The sequence below is a fragment of the Aurantibacillus circumpalustris genome, assembly GCF_029625215.1.
Classification (GTDB): domain Bacteria; phylum Bacteroidota; class Bacteroidia; order B-17B0; family Aurantibacillaceae; genus Aurantibacillus; species Aurantibacillus circumpalustris.
In genome coordinates, this window is record NZ_CP121197.1 from 3,309,265 (window position 1) to 3,330,897 (window position 21,633).

At 38.3% G+C, this 21,633-nt stretch carries 10 protein-coding genes; 6 read left to right on the plus strand and 4 right to left on the minus strand.

What is annotated here, in order from left to right:
* Window positions 1-42 precede the first annotated feature (42 nt).
* Together P2086_RS13780 and P2086_RS13785 are read right to left on the minus strand one after the other, a co-directional pair.
* Complete coding sequence (locus tag P2086_RS13780; protein ID WP_317897325.1) at window positions 43-693, minus strand: class I SAM-dependent methyltransferase; 651 nt, start codon at window positions 691-693, stop codon at window positions 43-45.
* A 138-nt stretch (window positions 694-831) separates the two neighbouring features.
* Complete coding sequence (locus P2086_RS13785; RefSeq protein ID WP_317897326.1) at window positions 832-4,719, minus strand: two-component regulator propeller domain-containing protein; 3,888 nt, start codon at window positions 4,717-4,719, stop codon at window positions 832-834.
* Between the two features lie 151 nt (window positions 4,720-4,870).
* Here P2086_RS13785 and P2086_RS13790 point away from each other — a divergent pair, with 151 nt between their 5' ends.
* Complete coding sequence (locus P2086_RS13790; protein WP_317897327.1) at window positions 4,871-5,563, plus strand: class I SAM-dependent methyltransferase; 693 nt, start codon at window positions 4,871-4,873, stop codon at window positions 5,561-5,563.
* A 26-nt stretch (window positions 5,564-5,589) separates the two neighbouring features.
* Here P2086_RS13790 and P2086_RS13795 read toward each other — a convergent pair whose 3' ends face one another.
* The gene (locus P2086_RS13795) at window positions 5,590-6,555 is read right to left on the minus strand and encodes a class I SAM-dependent methyltransferase (protein WP_317897328.1); all 966 of its coding nucleotides are present in this window, start codon (window positions 6,553-6,555) and stop codon (window positions 5,590-5,592) included.
* An 8-nt stretch (window positions 6,556-6,563) separates the two neighbouring features.
* On the minus strand, window positions 6,564-10,565 hold the full coding sequence (locus P2086_RS13800) for a peptidase associated/transthyretin-like domain-containing protein (protein WP_317897329.1): 4,002 nt from the start codon (window positions 10,563-10,565) through the stop codon (window positions 6,564-6,566).
* A gap of 71 nt (window positions 10,566-10,636) precedes the next feature.
* On the opposite strand from P2086_RS13800, the gene P2086_RS13805 reads away from it, so the two are divergent.
* The 5 genes from P2086_RS13805 to P2086_RS13825 all read left to right on the plus strand — a co-directional run bounded on the left by P2086_RS13805 (window position 10,637) and on the right by P2086_RS13825 (window position 21,631).
* Window positions 10,637-11,770 carry an NAD(P)/FAD-dependent oxidoreductase gene (locus tag P2086_RS13805; protein WP_317897330.1) on the plus strand — a complete coding sequence of 378 codons (1,134 nt, stop codon included), beginning with the start codon at window positions 10,637-10,639 and terminating at the stop codon, window positions 11,768-11,770.
* A 398-nt stretch (window positions 11,771-12,168) separates the two neighbouring features.
* On the plus strand, window positions 12,169-18,186 hold the full coding sequence (locus P2086_RS13810) for a PKD domain-containing protein (protein WP_317897331.1): 6,018 nt from the start codon (window positions 12,169-12,171) through the stop codon (window positions 18,184-18,186).
* A gap of 381 nt (window positions 18,187-18,567) precedes the next feature.
* Window positions 18,568-19,143, plus strand: a complete 576-nt coding sequence (locus P2086_RS13815; RefSeq protein ID WP_317897332.1) for an RNA polymerase sigma factor — start codon at window positions 18,568-18,570, stop codon at window positions 19,141-19,143.
* A gap of 1 nt (window position 19,144) precedes the next feature.
* Window positions 19,145-20,932 (plus strand): OmpH family outer membrane protein, encoded by a 1,788-nt coding sequence (locus P2086_RS13820; RefSeq protein ID WP_317897333.1) that lies wholly within the window; start codon window positions 19,145-19,147, stop codon window positions 20,930-20,932.
* 93 nt (window positions 20,933-21,025) lie between these two features.
* Window positions 21,026-21,631 carry a 2,3-bisphosphoglycerate-dependent phosphoglycerate mutase gene (locus tag P2086_RS13825; RefSeq protein ID WP_317897334.1) on the plus strand — a complete coding sequence of 202 codons (606 nt, stop codon included), beginning with the start codon at window positions 21,026-21,028 and terminating at the stop codon, window positions 21,629-21,631.
* Window positions 21,632-21,633 lie beyond the last annotated feature (2 nt).

Below are 21,633 nucleotides of genomic sequence, written 5' to 3' on the forward strand. Positions count from 1 at the left end.
TAGACAACTTGCACATGGGTTTAAAGCATGCGAATGCCTGTTCTAATTCCCCTTCGTTTTATAGATCACAAGCCAGAAATAGGTTAAGTTGATGAATTCGTAACTAGCAACAATGTTCTTCAACTTTGTCTCTAAAAAATTCTCAGTCGGAAAGTTTTTTAAAACCACGTGCGTACTTTCATCTTTTAGTTTTCTAGTTTGAAAGGTGTTACCGAATTCATCAGTGTTTTTAATAGGAGTGCTAGATCCTTCCACAAAATTATTGTCCATAAAAACTACCGTAGCACCTGGAACAACAGAACTATTAACGGTCTTCAAAAAAACATCCAATTCTTCTAATTTAATATGACTCCAAATAAAGCCGCCGAATAGATTGTCGTATCTCTGACTATTTGTAATGTTATAGAGATTTTCAATTTTAAATGACACGTTGTTATATGGATAGTGTTTTTGTTCTGCGATTTCTAGAACTGCCTTATTAATATCTATTGCTATCATGGCCTTTGCTGTTTTTGCAATACTTTCCGTCCAATAGCCCGTTCCGCAAGCAATTTCAATAAGCGTTTTATTAGCAAAAATATTCTGCAAAAGTTTAGTTACAGTCTTGAGGTCGTTTTGTCGCTCAGGTTTTAAGTAAATACTCTCATATTCTTTTGCCCTTTCTTTATAATATTCTATGAGATCATTTTTCATTTTATGAAGCGTTTAGAACCCTTTTTGCCTTTTAAATATAGAGAATTTTTAATAAACTAAACTCATACCCCAATCACAGCAATATCATCCATCCCGAGACGAGCTCGGGATCGAGACTTGAAGTCTTTTTGCCGAGCGTTAAACGCGGACTCCTATAAGCGCAATGTCATCGACCTGTTCGTTCTCTCCCATCCACTCACTTAAAGTTTTTGATAGAATTTCTTTTTGTTGATGCATTGGTTGTTGAGAAATAGAAATCAAAAGTACTTTCAATTGTTTGTACATAAACTTCTTTCCTCTTGGTCCACCAAATTGGTCAGGGTAGCCATCAGTTAAAGTGTAAATAACATCTCCTTTCTTTATTTCAATGGTATGTTGTGTAAATGAAACTGAATCGTGATCATGTTTACCTACGGGCATTTTGTCTGGAGCAAATTCTAATAATTTCTTTTCTCTAACAATCCAAATTGGATTATTAGCTGCTGCGTAAGTAATTTTATTGGCCTTAAAATCAAAACTTACTAAACTACAATCCATTCCATCTTTGCCACCTTCCGCGCTGCCATCTTTTTTTAAACGATCAATAATAGTTTTACGAGTGTCATTTAAAATATCAGCGGGTTCTGTTAAACCATCTTTAATGGCCAATTCTAAACCGGTGATGTTTAATAAACTCATAATAGCGCCAGGTACTCCATGTCCAGTGCTATCTGCGGTTACTAGGGCAAACTTGCCATTATTTAATTTGGAAGCCCAATAAAAATCGCCACTCACAACATCTTTTGGTTGAAAGAAAACGAAGTAACTGTCGTCAGTTCGAGCAGGCTCGCTGCCTCTTTTCGAACCATATCGAGAACTGTCTTCTATACCACTTTCTCTCCCAATAGTTATCGGAAACGCTTCGCTACTTGAAGTGACCCAATTCAAATTCTCATCCAACAATTCTTTAGTTGCCATAAAACTACGCTGGATACGTTCTGCGTAATTAATGCTATCGGTAATTTCTTTGTGTTTTTCTTCTACTAAATGTTTTTGTCGTTCAACAACAATGTTTTTTTGAACCAATTCTTCTGTTCTTTCTTCAACTGTTTTTTCCAAAATTTCTTTTTCTGCTTTTAATTTACGCTCACGCCATATGATGTAATACCAAATAGAACCAACTACAAATAAAATAACCAAAGTCTTAAACCACCAGGTGAGCCACCAGGGTGGGCGAACAACAAAATTAAATTCAAAAGGCTCACTCCAAACACCGCTTTGATTCATGGCCTTTATTTTAAAAACATAATCGCCGCTTGGTAAATTGCCATAAGGCGCTTCCGTTCTATCAGTAATTGAATTCCAATCGGGATCCATGCCTTCTAATTTATATTGGTATTTAATGTGATTGCGGCTTTGCATATGAACGCCAATAAAATTAAAAGTAAGGTTGTTGTTATTGTACGGCAAACTTAAATGCTCAGGTAAATTAAACCATTTTGTAAGGCCATCAAACTTTATATCTTTCAATAAAATGCCGTTGGAAAGTAAAGTGTCAGTTGTTTTGCCATCGATTATATCTCTGCCTGTGCTATCGTTGCTAAATGCATTTAAATTTGCCCAGGCGATTTCCTCTCCAAATAATTTTACGCTTGTGAGGTTAACAATTGGTGCGGTTGTATCAATAATACTTCCTTTAGGATCGTAACAGGTTAGTACATCAGTGCCCCACCAAATTCTTCCTTTGCAATCCTGCAAAACAGAATTACGCCGACAGTTTAAACCGAGCAAACCATCGTTGTAACCGTAATTATAAAAAAGAGCCTCCTTTATGGGGTTGAATCCTTTTTCTCCCTTTCCTTCCGAGAAGGCAAGGCTGTGGCTTAACTTGGCCAACTTATTAGCTGTTATTTTACTTAATCCCTTTCGAGTACCAAACCAAATATTTCCTTCAGTATCTTGAATCATATTTGCCACCGCATTATTTGACAGGCCTTCTTTCTCTGTAAAATTGATAAAGGATTTCCCATCGTAGCGACAGACCCCGCCATCAGTGCCGAACCAAAGGTTTCCGGTTTTATCTTCTACAATACTCGAAACAACATTATTGCTCAGGCCTTCTTTCTCCGTAAAATTGGTAAAGGACGGCAAAAGTCCGGTGGGCTTTTGAGCGAGATTGAGCGCTTGCAAATATTTTGAATCTAATCGACACACGCCCCCGCCACGAGTGCCGAACCAAAGGTTTCCGGTTTTATCTTCTACAATACTCAAAACAAAATTATTGCTAAGGCCTTCTTTCTCCGTAAAATTGGTAAAGGATTTCCCATCGTAGCGACAGACCCCATCATAAGTGCCGAACCAAAGGTTTCCGGTTTTATCTTCTACAATACTATAAACTGCATTATAACTTAGGCCTTCTTTCTCCGTAAAATTGATAAAGGATTTGCCATCGTAGCGACAGACCCCCCCATAAGTGCCCAACCAAAGGTTTCCGGTTTTATCTTCTACAATACTCAAAACAACATTATTGCTCAGGCCTTCTTTCTCCGTAAAATTGGTAAAGGATTTGCCATCATAACAGCATACACCCCCGCCTTCAGTGCCGAACCAAAGGTTTCCGGTTTTATCTTCTACAATACTCAAAACAAAATTATTGCTAAGGCCTTCTTTCTCCGTAAAATTGATAAAGGATTTGCCATCATAACGGCATACGCCCCCGCCATTAGTGCCGACCCAAAGGTTTCCGGTTTTATCTGCTACAATACTATAAACAGAATTATTGCTTAGGCCTTCTTTCTCCGTAAAATTGGTAAAGGATTTAACAAATCTTCCATTTATTTTTTTAAGGTCTTGTTGTGTTCGTTGAGCAATTTTATCTCCTTTTTCAATAGCCTCAACTCGATTCCCATCATAACGACAGACCCCGCCATTAGTGGCGAACCAAAGGTTTCCGGTTTTATCTTCTACAATACTATAAACAGAATTATTACTCAAGCCTTCTTTCTCCGTAAAAGTGGTAAAGGATTTGCCATCATAACGGCACACGCCTCCGTCATCAGTGGCGAACCAAAGGTTTCCGGTTTTATCTTCTACAATACTATAAACAATATTATCGCTCAGGCCTTCTTTCTCCGTAAAATTGGTAAAGGATTTGCCATCATAACGGCACACGCCCCCGCCATCAGTAGCGAACCAAAGGTTTCCGGTTTTATCTTCTACAATACTATAAACAGAATTATTGCTCAGGCCTTCTTTCTCTGTAAAATAGGTAAAGGATTTGCCATCATAACGGCACGCGCCCCCGCCACGAGTGCTGAACCAAAGGTTCCCGGTCTTATCTTCTACAATACTATAAACAACATTGTTGCTCAGGCCTTCTTTCTCCGTAAAATTGACAAAGGATTTGCCATCATAACGGCACACGCCCCCGCCATTAGTGCCGAACCAAAGGTTTCCGGTTTTATCTTCTACAATACTCAAAACAACATTATTGCTCAGGCCTTCTTTCTCTGTAAAATAGGTAAAGGATTTGCCATCATAACGGCACACGCCCCCGCCAGTAGTACCGAACCAAAGGTTTCCGGTTTTATCTTGCAACATACACCTAACTGCATTGTGCTTTAAACCTTGTAGTGTTTTATAAAACGAAAAATTAGCAGGGTTTACATCTTTGGCAGCGGCATCTTTAGCAATTACAACTTTGGGTATGCCTGCGGGTTTTGTTTTGCCAGTGGTTGCAACAGTTTTTGGTAATAAAAAAGTATCGGTGCCGGGAGTATTTACTTTGGGTAATCCGGCAATAATAACATTGCCTTCACCAGCTATGTAAACGTTTAAATTTGTTGGGTTTACTTTTGGTGTTCCTGCTTTTACGGTTATTGGTATTCCGGCCGGAATAGTTTTTGGTTCACTTACGCTGTCTTTTGGTAACACATAGCCGTGGGCTTCCACCACTTTTATGGTATGGGTATTACTGTGTTGCTTGTTTTTTTGGTTGCAGGCAAATGCAAATAAAAGAAGTAGCAAGAGGGTTTGGGTTTTCTTCATACTTTAAAAATAGAAAAATAATAATGTAAAAGAGAATTAATTGTATTCTTTAAAAAACACTTAAATTAGCTTTCAAAATATTATGTTCCATTTGCTCCTCAGAACAATACCCCGCCCAATTTTAATTTGGTTTAGCCTTGGTTTCAGCAAGGTGGCTCCCCTTCTTTATTATGGCACCCGTTATGAAGACCCTATCAGTGGCAAAACTTACCGTAAATTTTTACCCTACGGTTATGGCGGAAGAGCAAAACGAGATAATGTGTTATGTCCAGGAAGCTTGTCATTAGAGCGCCACCGCTTATTGTGGTTATATCTTAAAGAAAAAACAGACTTCTTTACCAAACCTCATAAAATGCTACACATTGCGCCCGAACAGTGTTTTTACAAATTATTTAAAGCACAAAAAAATCTTGATTACACTACCGGAGATTATAACAGTCCGATTGCAGACATACACTTTGATTTGCATGCCGCTCCTTTTGAAGACAATAGTTTTGAGGTGATATTTTGTAATCATGTGTTAGAACATGTTGAAGATGCGAATCAATGTATGCGTGAGTTATACCGTATTATGAAACCAGGCGGTTGGGGTGTTTTTCAAGTACCTTTAGACACACAGCGTGCAGAGACTTTAGAAGATCCAAGCATTAAATCAGAAGCTGATAGAGAACTCCATTACTGGCAAAAAGATCATGTGCGTTTATTTGGATTGGATTACAAGGACAAATTAGCTGCTGCTGGATTTCAAGTTACAGTAGATGGTTTTGTAAACACCTTAGGTGCTGACTTGGTTGACCGATATCGCTTGCCAGCCGGCGAGATGATTTATTTGTGTAGGAAATAATTTTAGATTTTATCCATCCAATGAGATTATTTAACCTTCCTCGCCGCCACCATCATCTCTTCACCAATATTTAATTTAGAAAGCGTGTTATAAATAATATTGTGAACAAACACAAACAGCTTTAACTGCCACATGGGTCTGCTTGTAAACTTATTAAAGTACTGCTGACGTTCCGCCGCATTTATAGTTGTATTTGTTTCCCTTAAATTTTGTTTTTTATTTGTTTTAAATTTTTTAATAAGTGGAAGTAAGGTGTACATAATGAACAACTTTATTTCAAACGACGATTTTATCTTAACAAGCTCGTAACCATTATTAGCAAGAATTTGTTTAATGGTATCTTTCCCAAAATAATTCACATGATCTAAACCCATCATTTTCCAATTATCTTTATGTCTTTTTGCAAAATAACTGTCAATCTGTGGTACCTGCAGAAACAGATAACCTCCTGGCTTAGTCAATTTCGAACATTTAGCTAAAAAATCATTGGCTTTATCAATATGTTCCAAAACATCCCACATAGTAATAAGGTCAAATTTCTTCGCCTCGTCCATTTCAAAAAAATCAATATGATCAACAGGTAATTTTAAATCATTCACACAGTATAAATAAGGTTGTTCAGAAATCTCAACACCGTAAACATCGTAACCCAATTCTTTTCCTGCCAACATAAAATGACCCCAGCCAGCGCCAAGATCAAAGAGTTTACCAGACTTAATAAATTTTTGAATGAATTTAAAACGAAGCTTATGCCTTTGAATTTTAATCCAATTATTGCCAGCACGCACTGCAGTGGTCACGTCAGAATTTTTATACTGAGTGTATTCAATTTTTTTTCTGTAATAAGGTGGAATAAAATGAAAAGAACAAGAATTGCAAGTAACTACAGCAAAATTTTCCTTTTCATACTTTAAAGAAAACTGCTTAGCATCTTTATTTCCACAAACGCTACAACAAATTTCTTCGGCCATAAAGGCAGGCAAGGCAGACATAAATTTTACTATTTTTTAGTTTCTTGTTCAAACACAATTTCGGTAATCGATGCGCCGTCTCTAAAACAAGCAATACCACCCCAGTTGAAAATTTTCTTTTCGTAAACATAGGCTACTTGACCTTTTACAAGAACACGTTTAATAATAACAACGCCATCACCAGGTAGCATTTCTTCGGTTATGCCCGGAGGATATTTTGCCAACAATAATCTCTGTCTTTCATTAACTTTCTGACTATCATCCGCATTAATATATTTCTCACACTCTATCAATTGCGCCTTTGCGTAAGCATCGCCACCTTTAAGGAGAAGTGCCTCTTCATAGGCACTTTTGGCATCCAAATACCGTTTCCCGATATAAAACCCGTCTGCTTTTTGAATAGCATCTTTATATTTTTGCTCAGCCGCACTAATCGTCATGGCTGCCTTGGCTTTAGCAGCTGCTTCTTCGGCAGCTTTCTTTTTCGCTAAAGCATCTGCATCTGCTTTTGCTTTCACTTCAGCTTCTATTTTAGCTTTGGCTGCTGCTTCGTCTGCGGCTTTTTTAGCTGCTGCTTCGTCGGCTTGTTTCTTAGCCAATGCATCAGCGTCGGCTTTCGCTTTAGCTGCTGTTTCTGCAGCTGCTTTTTCTTTTGCTAATCGTTCTGCTTCTAATTTTGCTTTTGCATCAGCTTCTGCCTTTGCCTTCGCTGCTGCATCTTCAGCTGCCTTCTTCGCTGCTGCTTCCTCTGCTTGTTTTTTGGCGAGCGCTTCCGCATCTGCTTTCGCTTTTGCCGCTGCGTCTGCTGCTGCTTTTTCTTTTGCTAGTCTTTCTGCTTCTAATTTTGCTTTTGCATCAGCTTCTGCTTTTGCTTTCGCTGATGCTTCTTCCGCCGCTTTCTTCGCTGCTGCTTCTTCTGCTTGTTTTTTAGCCAATGCGTCAGCGTCGGCTTTTGCCTTGGCCGCTGCTTCTGCTGCCGCTTTTTCTTTTGCCAGTCTTTCTGCTTCTAACCTTGCTTTTGCATCAGCCTCTGCTTTTGCTTTCGCTGCTGCATCTTCCGCCGCCTTTTTAGCCGCCGCTTCTTCAGCTTGTTTTTTCGCAAGGGCGTCTGCATCTGCTTTTGCTTTAGCAGCGGCTTCCGCTGCTGCCCTTTCTTTAGCAAGTCTCTCGGCTTCTAATTTTGCCTTTGCATCGGCTTCTACCTTAGCTTTTAGCGCAGCTTCTTCTGCAGCCTTCTTCGCAGCTGCTTCCGCTGCCGCCTTCTGAGCTGCTGCTGCCAATAAAGCAGATTGTTTCGCCGCTGCTTCTTCTGCTTGTTTTTTGGCGAGCGCTTCCGCATCTGCTTTTGCCTTAGCAGCGGCTTCTGCTGCTGCTTTTTCTTTTGCTAATCGTTCTGCTTCTAATCTTGCTTTTGCGTCAGCTTCTGCTTTCGCTTTCGCCGCTGCATCTTCAGCTGCCTTCTTGGCTGCCGCTTCTTCTGCTTGTTTCTTTGCAAGTGCATCTGCATCTGCTTTTGCCTTAGCTGCCGCTTCTGCTGCTGCCTTTTCTTTTGCTAATCGTTCTGCTTCTAATCTTGCTTTTGCATCAGCCTCTGCCTTCGCTTTCGCTGCTGCATCTTCTGCCGCCTTCTTCGCTGCTGCTTGCTCGGCTTGTTTCTTAGCTAAAGCTTCTGCGTCGGCTTTCGCCTTGGCCGCTGCCTCTGCTGCTGCTTTTTCTTTTGCTAATCGTTCTGCTTCTAATCTTGCTTTTGCATCAGCCTCTGCTTTTGCTTTCGCTGCTGCATCCTCCGCCGCCTTCTTCGCTGCGGCTTCTTCTGCTTGTTTCTTAGCCAATGCTTCTGCCTCTGCTCTGGCTTTTGCCATTGCTTCTGCCTTAGCTCTGGCCGCTGCATCTTCCGCCGCTTTCTTAGCCGCTGCTTCCTCTGCCTGTTTTTGTGCTAATGCTAGCGCTTCTGCTTTTGCCTTTGCTGCTGCTTCCTCAGCTAATTTCTTTGCTGCTGCTTCTTCGGCCTGTTTCTTGGCTAATGCCTCTGCTTCCGCTTTTGCTTTTAATGCGGTCTCTTCCGCAGCCTTCTTTGCCGCTGCTTCCGCTTCAGCTCTTGCTTTGGCTAATGCTTCTGCTTTGGCTTTAGCTGCTGCTTCTTCGGCCTGTTTTTGCGCAATTGCTAATGCTTCTGCCTTCGCTTTAGCATCTGCTTCTGCTTTTGCCTTCGCTTCCGCTTCCGCTTTTTCTTTTGCTAATCTATCGGCTAATTCTTTTTCTGCTTTCGCTTTCGCAGCTGCTTCATCCGCTGCTTTCTTTGCTGCTGCTTCCTCAGCTTGCTTTTTGGCTAAGGCCTCTGCATCTGCTTTTGCTTTGGCAGCCGCGTCCGCCGCTGCTTTCTTCGCCGCTGCTTCTTCTGCTTGTTTTTTAGCTAGCGCTTCCGCCTCCGCCTTCGCTTTTGCTGCTGCTTCCTCAGCTGCTTTTTTTGCTGCTACTTCTGCTTCTGCTCGCGCTTTTGCCAACGCTTCTGCCTTGGCTTTTGCTGCTGCTTCTTCGGCCTGTTTCTGTGCTAAAGCCGCTGCTTCTGCTTTCGCTTTAGCCTCTGCTTCCGCTTTTGCTTTGGCTTCCGCTTCCGCTTTTTCTTTTGCTAATCTATCTGCTAATTCTTTTTCTGCTTTCGCCTTCGCAGCTGCTTCATCCGCTGCTTTCTTTGCCGCTGCTTCCTCAGCTTGTTTTTGTGCTAAGGCTAATGCTTCAGCTTTCGCTTTTGCTGCCGCTTCTTCTGCAGCCTTTTTTGCTGCTAATTCTTCTGCCTGTTTCTTAGCGAGTGCTTCTGCCTCCGCCTTTGCCTTGGCTGCTGCTTCCTCAGCCGCTTTCTTAGCTGCTGCTTCAGCTTCTGCTCTTGCTTTTGCCAATGCTTCTGCTTTGGCTTTCGCCGCCGCTTCTTCAGCCTGTTTTTGTGCTAACGCCGCTGCTTCTGCCTTCGCTTTTGCTTCCGCCTCCGCCTTTGCCTTGGCGTCCGCTTCTGCTTTTTCTTTTGCTAATCGTTCTGCTAATTCTTTTTCTGCTTTCGCCTTCGCAGCTGCTTCATCCGCTGCTTTCTTTGCTGCTGCTTCCTCAGCTTGCTTTTTGGCTAAGGCCTCTGCATCTGCTTTTGCTTTGGCAGCCGCGTCCGCCGCTGCTTTCTTCGCCGCTGCTTCTTCTGCTTGTTTCTTCGCTAATGCTTCCGCCTCTGCCTTGGCTTTTGCTGCTGCATCTGCCGCTGCTTTTTCTTTTGCTATTCTATCCGCTTCAGCCTTAGCTTTAGCATCAGCGTCTGCTTTGGCCTTAGCTTCAGCGTTCGCTTTTGCTTTTTCGGCTGCTGCAGCATCAGCAATAGCTTTATTAATTGCTGCAATTTGTGATTTTGGATAAACTTCGCTTGGTTTTAGTTTTGAAGCTTCTTGATATTTAACAGTTGCATTAGACCAATCTTTAGTACTGTATAATTTATCTGCATCTTTAATTAAGGAAGTATAATTATTTTCATTCTCCTTTTCCTTATCCTTAATTACCTTCTCAGCTTGCTTTACTGTTTCCAATGCATCAAGCATTTTATTTAGATAACCTTTATCGTATTCGAAATTTTCTTTGGTTGGATTATAAACATATTTAATTAATGGCTGATTTAATAAGGAATAATCGACCCCATCTAATTTTTTAAACAAACTAATTTTAGCACCAATGGGAGTAAATTTTAATAGTGCTCTTTCTGGTGTAACTCCATTAGTGTTAATAGTAAATCTCTTTGAAACATAGCCAGATTTTGACACTACTACTAAAAAATCTCCTCCTAGAGGAACTGCAAAACTATATTTCCCGTAGGGGTCAGTCATTACGCTATTAACCACCTTACTCCCCTCGGTAACATGCAAGGATACGCCGCTAAGGTTATCATCATCATCTGAAACATCACCTTGTACTTCAACTAGTACATCTTGTCCAAAAAAAGAAAAACTACTAAAAACTAGAAATAGGAAGAAAAATACTCGCTTGGAATTAAAAAACATGCTTAAATTATTGTAATACGTAAATTAGGTAATAAATTTACAAAAAAAATCCAACCAAGAACTAGCTTTTTATGTATTCTTTTACAGATTTTAACTACAGTTATTGGGAAACAAAACAGTATTTTCAAACTTTTGATCTTATTGTCGTTGGCAGCGGAATTGTTGGATTAAGCACAGCAATTTCATTCAAAGAACTAAATCCAAAAGCAAAAATTCTTGTATTAGAAAAAGGACTTTTACCAAATGGCGCAAGCACCAAAAATGCCGGCTTCGCCTGTTTTGGCAGTGTAGGTGAATTGTTAGATGATTTAAATTCGACAACAAATGAAGTAGTTTGGGATACCGTATTAATGAGATGGAAAGGACTCAATCTTTTAAGAAATAGATTGAAAGATAAAAACATTAACTACCAAGCTCTTGGTGGTTTTGAACTATTTCATTCAAGTAAAGAGTTTAATTATTGCAAAGAAAATATACAGCTATTAAATAACCAAATAAAAAATAATTTAGGTTTAAAAAACTGCTACAAAGACATTAGTAGCGAGAATCCCTATTTCAAATCAACAAAAGGCATAATACTCAATTCACATGAGGGTCAACTAGATACTATGTTGATGATGAAAAATCTACTTTTACTGGCTGCAAAAAGAGGAATTGAGATTTTAAATAATATAGAAATTTTAGAAATTATTGAAGCTAACAATAAAGTGGAACTAAAAAGTGAACTAGGTGTTTTTAAAGCATTTAAAGTAGTGGTTGCTACTAACGGATTTGCTAAATATCTTCTAAAAATTAAAGACGTAAAACCTGCAAGGGCTCAGGTTTTAGTTACAAAACCAATCAATAACTTGAAAATCAAAGGCGCTTTTCACTTTTTAAAAGGCTACTATTATTTTAGAAATATAGATAATCGCATTTTGTTTGGGGGCGGTAGAAACCTGGATTTTAAACTTGAAACCACTGCTGAACAAGGACTCAATCATAAAATTCACAAAAAACTTGACGAATTTCTTCAAGAACTAATCCTTCCAGGCGTTCCTTTTGAAATTGAACAAAGATGGAGTGGAATAATGGGTGTTGGTAAAGAAAAACTACCTATTATTAAGAATGTAGGTAAAAATGTACTTGCAGCAGTACGAATGGGTGGTATGGGCATCGCTATTGGCAGCGCTGTTGGAGAAAAATCCGCCAAAATAATATCCTAATCTCTTAATTTAAAATCACGAACTTTCTCGTTCAACCCCGAATAGTTGATATTTTTCAATTTTATCGAGGGTTTTCCGGTTTTAAAAAAATTAGAGGTTCAAAAAACCTAATTCGTCTAAATTGGATAACTTGTTAAAAACCTTTTTAATGTTCTTGCGTAAACACACTAGAACTCTTCAATAAAATATAAATTTTCATGAAGATGAAATAATATTGATATTAACTTGGTTACTAAATTTTATTATCTTTAAGCACTCAAAAAAGCAAACGTGAACATAAAAAAACAAACGCTAGTTTGAGTTCTAAAAAAAATGGTAAAAAATTAATTTACAAGTATATATGAAGCCTACATTAAATAAAAAAAAGAACACAAATTCGTTATACAATGTACTTTAAAATGAAAGTAAAAATCTACTTATTTTTTTTATTAAATATTTGTGTGTTTGGAGTAACATTCTCCCAAAACACAAAACCTACGCAAGTCGATAGCGGTTTTTTTAACTATGCTTATTGGAATGGTCTCGCCGACAAACTGCATTTTAGTGGAAAAGATAGAATTGAATTTATTGAAGGGCAAAAGAGAGAATTCGCTTTAGAAATGGAGCACTTGGCTGAGGGGCATTCTCATGAAAAAATAAATCGTTCAGATATTGTTTGGGTACCAGCACCATTTGTTCCTACAAAAGGTTACGGACAAAATACAACAAATGGTACTCTTTGTAATAATGTTGATTTCGAAAATGGAAACATGAATGGTTGGAGACGTAGTACAGGATTCCATCCTTCTTGGTCGACGGGCTGCTGTCTAACTCCTAACGGTAATCAAGCAATCATGACAGGTGGCACGGATGTGTATGGCGGCTTTCCTAAAGTTTTTCCTGGTGGTAGTTTCTCAGTGCGCCTTGGTGATAGCCTCGTAGGAAAAATAGCAGATCGTATAGAACAAACCTTTATAGTTACACCAGCCAACGCTAATTTTACTTACAGATACGCAGTTGTTTTAAATGATAATAATCATGCTCAAGCTGATCAACCTGCATTTGCAATTGAAATGATTGACTCACTTACAAATGCACTCATTCCGTGTACGGTATATACTGTAGCTGCCGCGTCTGGTGTTCCAGACTTTACAACCTCAACATTATCTGCATATAGTGCACCAGTTCGTTGCAAACAATGGACAAACGTAGCACTTGACCTTACTCCTGTTATTGGTTCAACTGTAACCATACGTTTTACTGTTTATGATTGCTTAGCGGGAGGTCACTTTGGATATGCTTACATTGATGGACTTTGTACAAGTTTTGCTACCTCAAGCAAAGACACAACTTGTCCTAATATACCGTTTACGATGTGTGCTCCTGTTGGATTTGCGACAACTACTTGGTTTGGTCCCGGATTGGCAGTTGCAGGTGTATCCACGTTATGTATAAACCCGTCATTCGGTGGAACCTACAGTTGCGTAACGGTTTTGGTTCCTGGATGCCCAGGTCCAACTTTTGTTCACACGTTAACAACACTGCCCCCGCCAATTTTATCATTTACGCCATCCACATCAGGAGTTTGTGCAACACAATATTCGTTCACTAGTTCAATGAGCATAACCCCCGGCTCATCAATAATTTCACATATATGGAAATTTGGAGATGGAAGTACCTCTACAGCAACAAACCCAGTACACAATTATACCACCCCTGGAACTTATCAAATAAAATTATTTGCCACTTCCAACCGTGGATGTGTGGACTCTGTATCTGATTTTATTACAATTTTTCCTCCTCCTAACTTGGTGTTCAGTCCCCCGTCTAATTGCGTTAATACAGTTGTTCAATTTACCAATACCTCAAACATTGGTGTTGGAACAATTACTGGGTACACATGGACTCTTGGAAACGGACCCACCTCAAACTTAATCAATCCTACAAACACTTATTTAACAAATGGCACTTACACAATAACGCTTACTGGTATAAGTAATCAAGGTTGTATGTCTAACCTAACTCAAACACTTGGAATATTTCCACCACCGGTCGTTAGTTTTTCGGCTGCACCCTTATGTGATATTAACGGCACATCGTTTACGCCAGCTACATCAACTGCAATTGCTTCTGGAACTCTAGCAACCTATTTATGGAATTTTGGTGACGGAGGAACGTCCACTCTGCCCAATCCAACACATGTATATTTGGCGCCGGGAATATACACCGTCAACTTATTTGCACTAAGCGATCATAACTGTCCAGCGACATTAAGTAACACCTTTTTAATTTCTCCTTCGCCAACCGTTGCCTTTGCCACTACTTCTGTTCACGCGTGTAGTCAGAACTTCACATTCACTAATAATTCCGCTATTTCTTCAGGTCCAATTACTTTTACCTGGAGTTTTCAAGGTGCTGCAAATACAGTAACCACAACTGCCTTGAGCCCGCCCTATATTTTTCCTTCGGTTGGAGATTACACTGTTAAGCTTATAGGAACTTCGAGTTTAGGATGTACTGATACTGCCTTCCAATACATTTCGGTATATCCCTACCCAAATATTTTTTTCGATGTGCCTGCCTCCTGTGAAAGTGCCATTTTTACAGTAACAACCACGGCCACAAGTGGTAGTGTAACAAGTTATATATGGGATTTTGGAGATCCAGCCTCTGGTGCCGCCAATACATCAACGTTGCAAAACCCAACACACTTTTACTCTTCTACTAATACGTATACAATTAGTTTAAATTTAGTAAGTAATTTAAACTGCCCCTCCGTAACAAACACTATTATTACTGTTTACCCAAATCCGGTAGCGGCTTTTAGCTATTCTACAATAAATAGTTGCGCTCTTCCAATTACTTTTACCAATAGTTCAAGTACTCCAACTATTGGTGGCAGTGTAATATCCAGCTATAGTTGGAGTTTTAGCCCTGGAGTATACAGTTCATTACAAAACCCAGGTACCATTAACTTTCCTTCAAATGGTACTTATTCCGTAAGTCTAATTGCCACAACAAACCATAATTGTACCGATACCATGATTGCTAATATACTTGTGCATCCTTTTCCAAATATAGCCTTCACGGTAACTCCTGAGTGCGTTAACTTACCAGTAAATATTATAAGTACTTCTTCCATTTCTCCAATTCCATCAGTTGCTGGTAGCATAACTTCATATACATTGGACTTTGGTGACAGTTCGTTTTCAAGTGTACCCACGCTCTCGTCGGTTCCGGTTACGCACACATACAGTCAATCTGGAACTCATACGCTTAATTTTTCAGCTACAAGTAATATGGGTTGTACTTCTAATGTCACCCACACAGTACAAATTTATCCTGTTGGGGTAGGAGATTTTTCAATATCGGCTAACACTTGTCTGGGTGTCCCCGTTATCTTTACAAGTACAAGCGGCATTTCTTCAGGAACTATTTACACAACGAAATTTAACTTCGGAGATGGCACAATAAGTTATTTTCCTACAACAGCACACACTTACTCTACAAGTGGCACCTTTCCTGTGAATTTTTCTCTCACTACAAATAATGAATGTGGGTCTTCTTTTACAAAAACTATTACTGTTCATCCATTACCAGTCGTCTCATTCACTGCAAATGGAGGCTGTTTGGGTACTCCGAGTGTTTTTGACCCCACTGTAACAATACCTATAGGAACCATTAATACTTATACATGGAATTTTGGGGATGCGAATACATCAAACAACCAAATACCATCAAACACCTACATTCTCTCTGGAATGTATACACCAACGCTTAGCGCAATGTCTAATCAAGGTTGTATAGGCAAGGGAACAAATACCGTTGTTATAAATCCATTACCTAATATTGCATTTAGCCCTAATGGTGCTTGTGTAAATACTTCTATACAATTCACAAATACCTCTAACATCATATCGGGAACCGTTAATTCATATACCTGGAACTTTGGCGGTGGTAATACATCCAATTTAACAAGTCCTACTAACAGCTACAATACATATGGTGTATATACTGTTACTTTAGGTGCTACATCAAATTTGGGCTGTGCTAAAACAACTACTAACAGCCTGACAATTCACCCCTATCCGCAATTAACCGTTTCACCAGTTTACAATTCATGTATAAATGACTCTGCACAAATAAATACGAATATTAATATTCCCGTTGGGGCAATTCAATCTTATAGTATTTTCTATGGAGATGGTGCTATAAAACCCCTTAGTAGTATTTCAGCTAGTTACATCGATCGACATAAATACATTGCTTACGGTACGTTTTCATTATCCTTGTACGCGATTTCTAACAATGGTTGTGCGCTTAGTAAGGACACAACTATAAAAGTGTACCCAAAACCTTTTACAAGTTTTGGCGCTACAAAATTTTGCTACGGTTCACCTACAGCCTTCACCAATTCTAGCAACATCCCTGCTGGTTATACAATCGATGAACATCTTTGGAATTTTGGTGATGGAACACCTACATCTACAGTCTCTAATCCAGCACACACCTTTATTGGAACGTCGAATACATTCACCACATATCCAGTTTCGCTCACTGAAATAAGTTATCCTGAAGGCATTAACGGACCAATAAGCTGTAGCTTTGCACAAGTTAAAACTGTAACCATTTACCCACACCCAGTTGCTGATTTTTCAACTACTAGCGTTTGTTTAGGCAAACCCACCTTATTTACAAACCTTACACCAACTCTTAATACGTTTTCTTCATGGTTTCAGTATAATAATGGTGCACTAAGCAGTATCGCTCTAAATCCGATTTTTACATATTCAGCTGCGGGTACATTTACTGCCTCGTTAATAGCAAACACGAGTTTCGGGTGTACGGATACAATGACTCATCCAGTTATCATTTACGAAAACCCAAAGAGTGGTTATACAACTAATAATCATTGTTTGGGGCTCCCAAGTATTTTCACCCAAACTACAACCTTTACGGATGGAGCAGAATCCCAATATATTTGGACATTAGGGACTACGACCATTGGTTTACAATCGGCTCCAGCTCCAGGTCTCCCTTATACCTTCACTCTTCCAGGCACTTATAGTGTTAGTTTAACTTCCATATCAGATCTTGGTTGTTCTAACAAATATACTTCCACTATAACGGTTTACCCATTGCCAACGCCTGCATTTTTTGCGCCAGAATCGTGTTTGAATAAAGCAACGCAGTTTACTAACCTAAGTCTTGGGTCTAACAATACGTATACTTGGACATTCGGAGACCTTGGTTCTGGAGGTGCCAATTCTTCTAACGCAAATAACCCTAGCCATATGTACACAAATAGTGGTAGTTATACGACAAATTTGCAAGTTACAAATGATAAAAATTGTACAGCTACTACTGCATCAAATGTTATTATTCATGGCAAGCCGACCGCCATGTTTTCAAATACAGCTATTTGCGCTGGAGATAAAGTTGCCTTTAACAATTTGTCCACTTCACCGGATGGCACTTTAACAAGCAATTTATGGGATTTTAACGGTGATAATGTTTTTGATAAAAACGAACCTAATCCGAGTTATACTTATTCATTAAGCGGTAATTATCAGCTGACATTACTTGTAGGTTCACAATTTGGTTGTACAGACACACTATCACGACAACTATTCATAAATCCAAAAGCCGTTGGTGTAATTGCAGCGAGTAAACGAAACGGTTGCCCAGGTTTGTGTATTGAATTTACAAATACCTCTTCTATCACAACCGGAAGTTTTACTTCCTCATGGGATTTTGGCGATGATGAGCCAACTACGACAGCATTAAACCCAACGAGATGCTTTGGTAAATCAGGAACTTATGATATTACTTTAACCCTTATAAGTGATATTGGTTGTGTTACAAATTTCGTTAACCCTGATTATATCTCAGCATTCCCTGCACCTCAAGCTGCATTTCTTGTTAATCCAGAACAAATTGATGAAGACGATCCTGTTATAACAGTAACTAACAAAGCTTCTGAAGACGCAAATTTCATTAGATACTATGTTAATGATGGTTCTAGTTTCGGAACACGGAATTTTACTCACTACATTAAAAATTTAAAACAAACTAAACCCATGGTGGTTCAAGTAGTTAAGAACCAATATGGTTGCTCTGACACTACTTTTCAGGTACTTGATATTAAACCAGCTTACGTAGTTTACTTTCCAAATGTATTTACACCAAATGGAGATGGTACTAATGACGATTTTAGACCGAAAGGCGTTGGTATTGTTAAATTTACCATGAATATTTATGACCGTTGGGGGCATCAAGTCTTTCATACAGATGACATGTCCCAAACCTGGGATGGAAGTCCTGATAATAGCGGTGACGGTGCCATAAAAGAAGATATCTATACTTGGAAAGCTCAGGTGACAGATATCTTCAACAAAAACCACTTTCTGGTGGGTCATGTAAGTGTTATTCGGTAATTAAAGCATTTTATACCATTGTATTTGTTAAGTAGTCCAAAGGACACACGTAACAAATTACAATGGTTATGCCGATATAATAAAATAGTTGCACAGTTAATTGGACTATCTATTTTATATAATCAGTATTAATAGAAAATGGGAGTAGTTCAAAAGACTATTCCCGTTTTTTTGTCATAATTTAAGCGAACTAAAAATTCATTCACTCATTCAAAATAACGTTTCACCCAAAAAAATAGCGACTTCACTCATTGTATACAAAATAATTGTAACTGATTATCAAGTACTTAATTATAAAGGTAAAGTTATTTGAAATTTTGGCGTAACCCTATGGGCTTATTTTACTTATAATACCAAAAGCAGTATTATTAACACTTCATTATGGCAATTAACCCGCATTTCCATCATACCAACCAGCAGCTTTCTGAAGAGTTAGTTATAATTGAGGCTGCAAAGCTAAATCCTGAAAAATTTGCTCCCTTATACGATAAGTATTACAAGCAAATTTTTAATTATGTATATCAACGGATGGACTCAAAAGATACTGCATTTGATATCACCGGACAGGTGTTCTTAAAAGCACTTACGAATCTTCAAAAATATCAGTTCAAAGGTGTCCCTTTTGCAAGCTGGCTTTACCGTATTGCTCATAATGAAGTAATGCAGTTATTTAGAACCCAAAAAGATAAACGTTCAATAAATGCAGATATTGGTGACCTGCGTTTTATTTGCGAAGAAAATGAAGAGCCTTTTTTTGAGGAATATATTCCAGTAATAAAAAAGCTTATTCAAGAGTTGAATAGTGATGACCTTCAAATGGTCGAACTACGATTTTTTGAGAAAAGACCATTTAAAGAAATCGCCGAAATATTAGAAATTACAGAGGTTAATGCCAAAGTACGTATGTACAGAATTATAGAGAAGCTGAAAAAATCGTTGAGTAAACTAAAAATGTAGTATGAATCCGAAATTTAATATAGATCGCCCGAAAGTCCGTGATGAAGAAATTAAGCAAAACCAGAATTTCGAACAACTTGTAGAACGTTTTAAACAGCAAAGTTTAAAAAAAGCAAAGGGCGATGAAAGTTGGTGGCGCGATAAGAAGATACGCTATACTACTGTAATTACAGGTATAACGGTGGTTTGTACCATCACTTATTTATCCTTATTCAATAATCAAGCAACTAAAACCAAAACGAATGAAACATTAACTACTCAGAACACTCTTCCTAAAAAAAACAAAGTTGTTAAGTCGGTATTTATTAATGCGCCTACGCAAAAATTAAAAACACCCTACTCTACTTATAAAGTAAATAACGCGAAGGGTGGAAATATTGCGCACACGACTTCGTCTAAAATAAAAGTACCAAAAAATAGTTTTGTAGATAAAAACGGTAAAGACATTATAGGCGATGTAACTATTGAATACAAAGAATTTCATGATATGGGCGATGTTATTGCCAACGGAATTCCAATGGCATATGATAGCGCTGGTACTAAATACAATCTTGAAACCGCAGGAATGTTTGATATTAAAGGGTTTCAGAATGGAGAACCTGTTTTTATTAAGTCAGATAAAAATCTGGAGGTCGAATTAGCTTCGTCAACTAGCGAGCAACGTTTTAATCAATATTATCTCGACACGCTTAAAAGAAACTGGCAATACATTCAAAAGGATCATGCTTCAAATACTATAAATAAAGCGACTTTACCAAAGCGCTCTGAAAGTGTTTTAGAAAATAGCCCTAAACTTGTTTCTCTAAAAAATGAAATCGAAAAAGTAATTCCAAAAAAGATTGATAGCGTAAAAGTAATTTATACAGCAAAGGTAAATAGACTTCCAAAAGCTAAGGAACCAAATAAACCAGTAAAATCAAGTCCTGGAAGACCAACTTTTAATCTTGATGGCAATCAGGATGATTTTCCAGAACTAGCGGTTTTTAATAATGTACTTTTTGAAGTAGGTTCTGAAAATAAAAACTATAGCAAAGAGTTACACGACATTACTTGGAGCGATGTAAAGGTGAGTCAGGGGCCCGTAAAAGGAAAAAATTATATCTTAACACTTAGCTACCGCAATAGAACTGAAAAACTTGTTGTTTATCCGGTTTTATCAGGCACTGATTTCGAAAAAGCAGAAAAACAGTACGAACAAAAATTAGAAAACTATCAAGCTCTCTTAGAAAAAAGATCGGCTGAAGAAAAACGCTTGATGCAGGAAATGGCTACTAAACAAGCTGCATATTTAGCCGAACAAAAAAAGAAACAAGAAGAGTATGATAAAGAAAAAGCTGCACTTAGAGAAAAATATAACCTTACGCAGCAAAACGAATTGGCGTCCAATTTTAATGCGATGAGTTTAAATGTAAAAGCCACGCGCCTTTTCCGCATCTCACAATTTGGAATATTTAATTCTGATTGTCCGCATGCTGTACCCAACGGAAACTCTATTGTTCCTATATTTGCCATAAATGAAAAAGAAAAATTTCTGACCCCAGATTTTATTTATTTAATTGATCACAGCAATAAAACAGTTTTTGCGCTTGATCAATCGAGTGGATTTAAACTCAATTATGATCCTGAAAAAACTTATTCAATTTGTATTTTCAGTAAAAATAAATTGTTTTTATGCAATAAAGAAGCCTTTAAACATAGTCTTAGGGAAGGATCTAACAGGTTTCTTGTAAATGAATTGTCAGAAAAAGCCGATAATTTAGCTGATTTTAAAAAGGCTATTGAGATCTGATTAATTTGGATTTAATCTTTTTTTTGACGCTTCTGCACCTCAAATCGATCCAATTTTTAACGATTTAACCCTATATTTGTGCCTCTTAAAATTATGGCACAACTAATCATTTTCCGTCACGGACAAAGTACTTGGAATTTAGAAAACAAATTTACGGGTTGGGTAGACGTTGAATTAAGTCCTAAAGGCATTGAAGAAGCAAAAAACGCTGGTATGAAATTAAAGGGCTATCACTTTGATTACGCTTACGCATCTGATTTAAAAAGAGCTCAAAACACACTGACCTTAGCGCTTGAAACGGCAGGACACCCTCCTATCACACCGATTTACGACAAAGCCTTAAACGAACGCATGTACGGCGATCTTCAAGGATTAGATAAACAAGAAACCGCAAAAAAATACGGTGATGAACAAGTTAAAATATGGCGCAGAAGTTATGATGTACCGCCACCAAACGGTGAAAGCTTAAAAGATACTGCCGCAAGAGTTATTCCTTATTTTGAAAATGAAATAATCCCTAAGTTAAAGGCTGGGAAGAACGTTGTTATTGCTGCACATGGAAACAGTTTGCGCGCACTTATCATGTATTTAGAAAAAATGACACCAGCACAAATTCTTGAATTCGAAATCGGAACCGCACAACCACGCTTATATGAACTAACAGCCGATATGAAAGTGTTATCTGCTAAAAACCTGTAAAC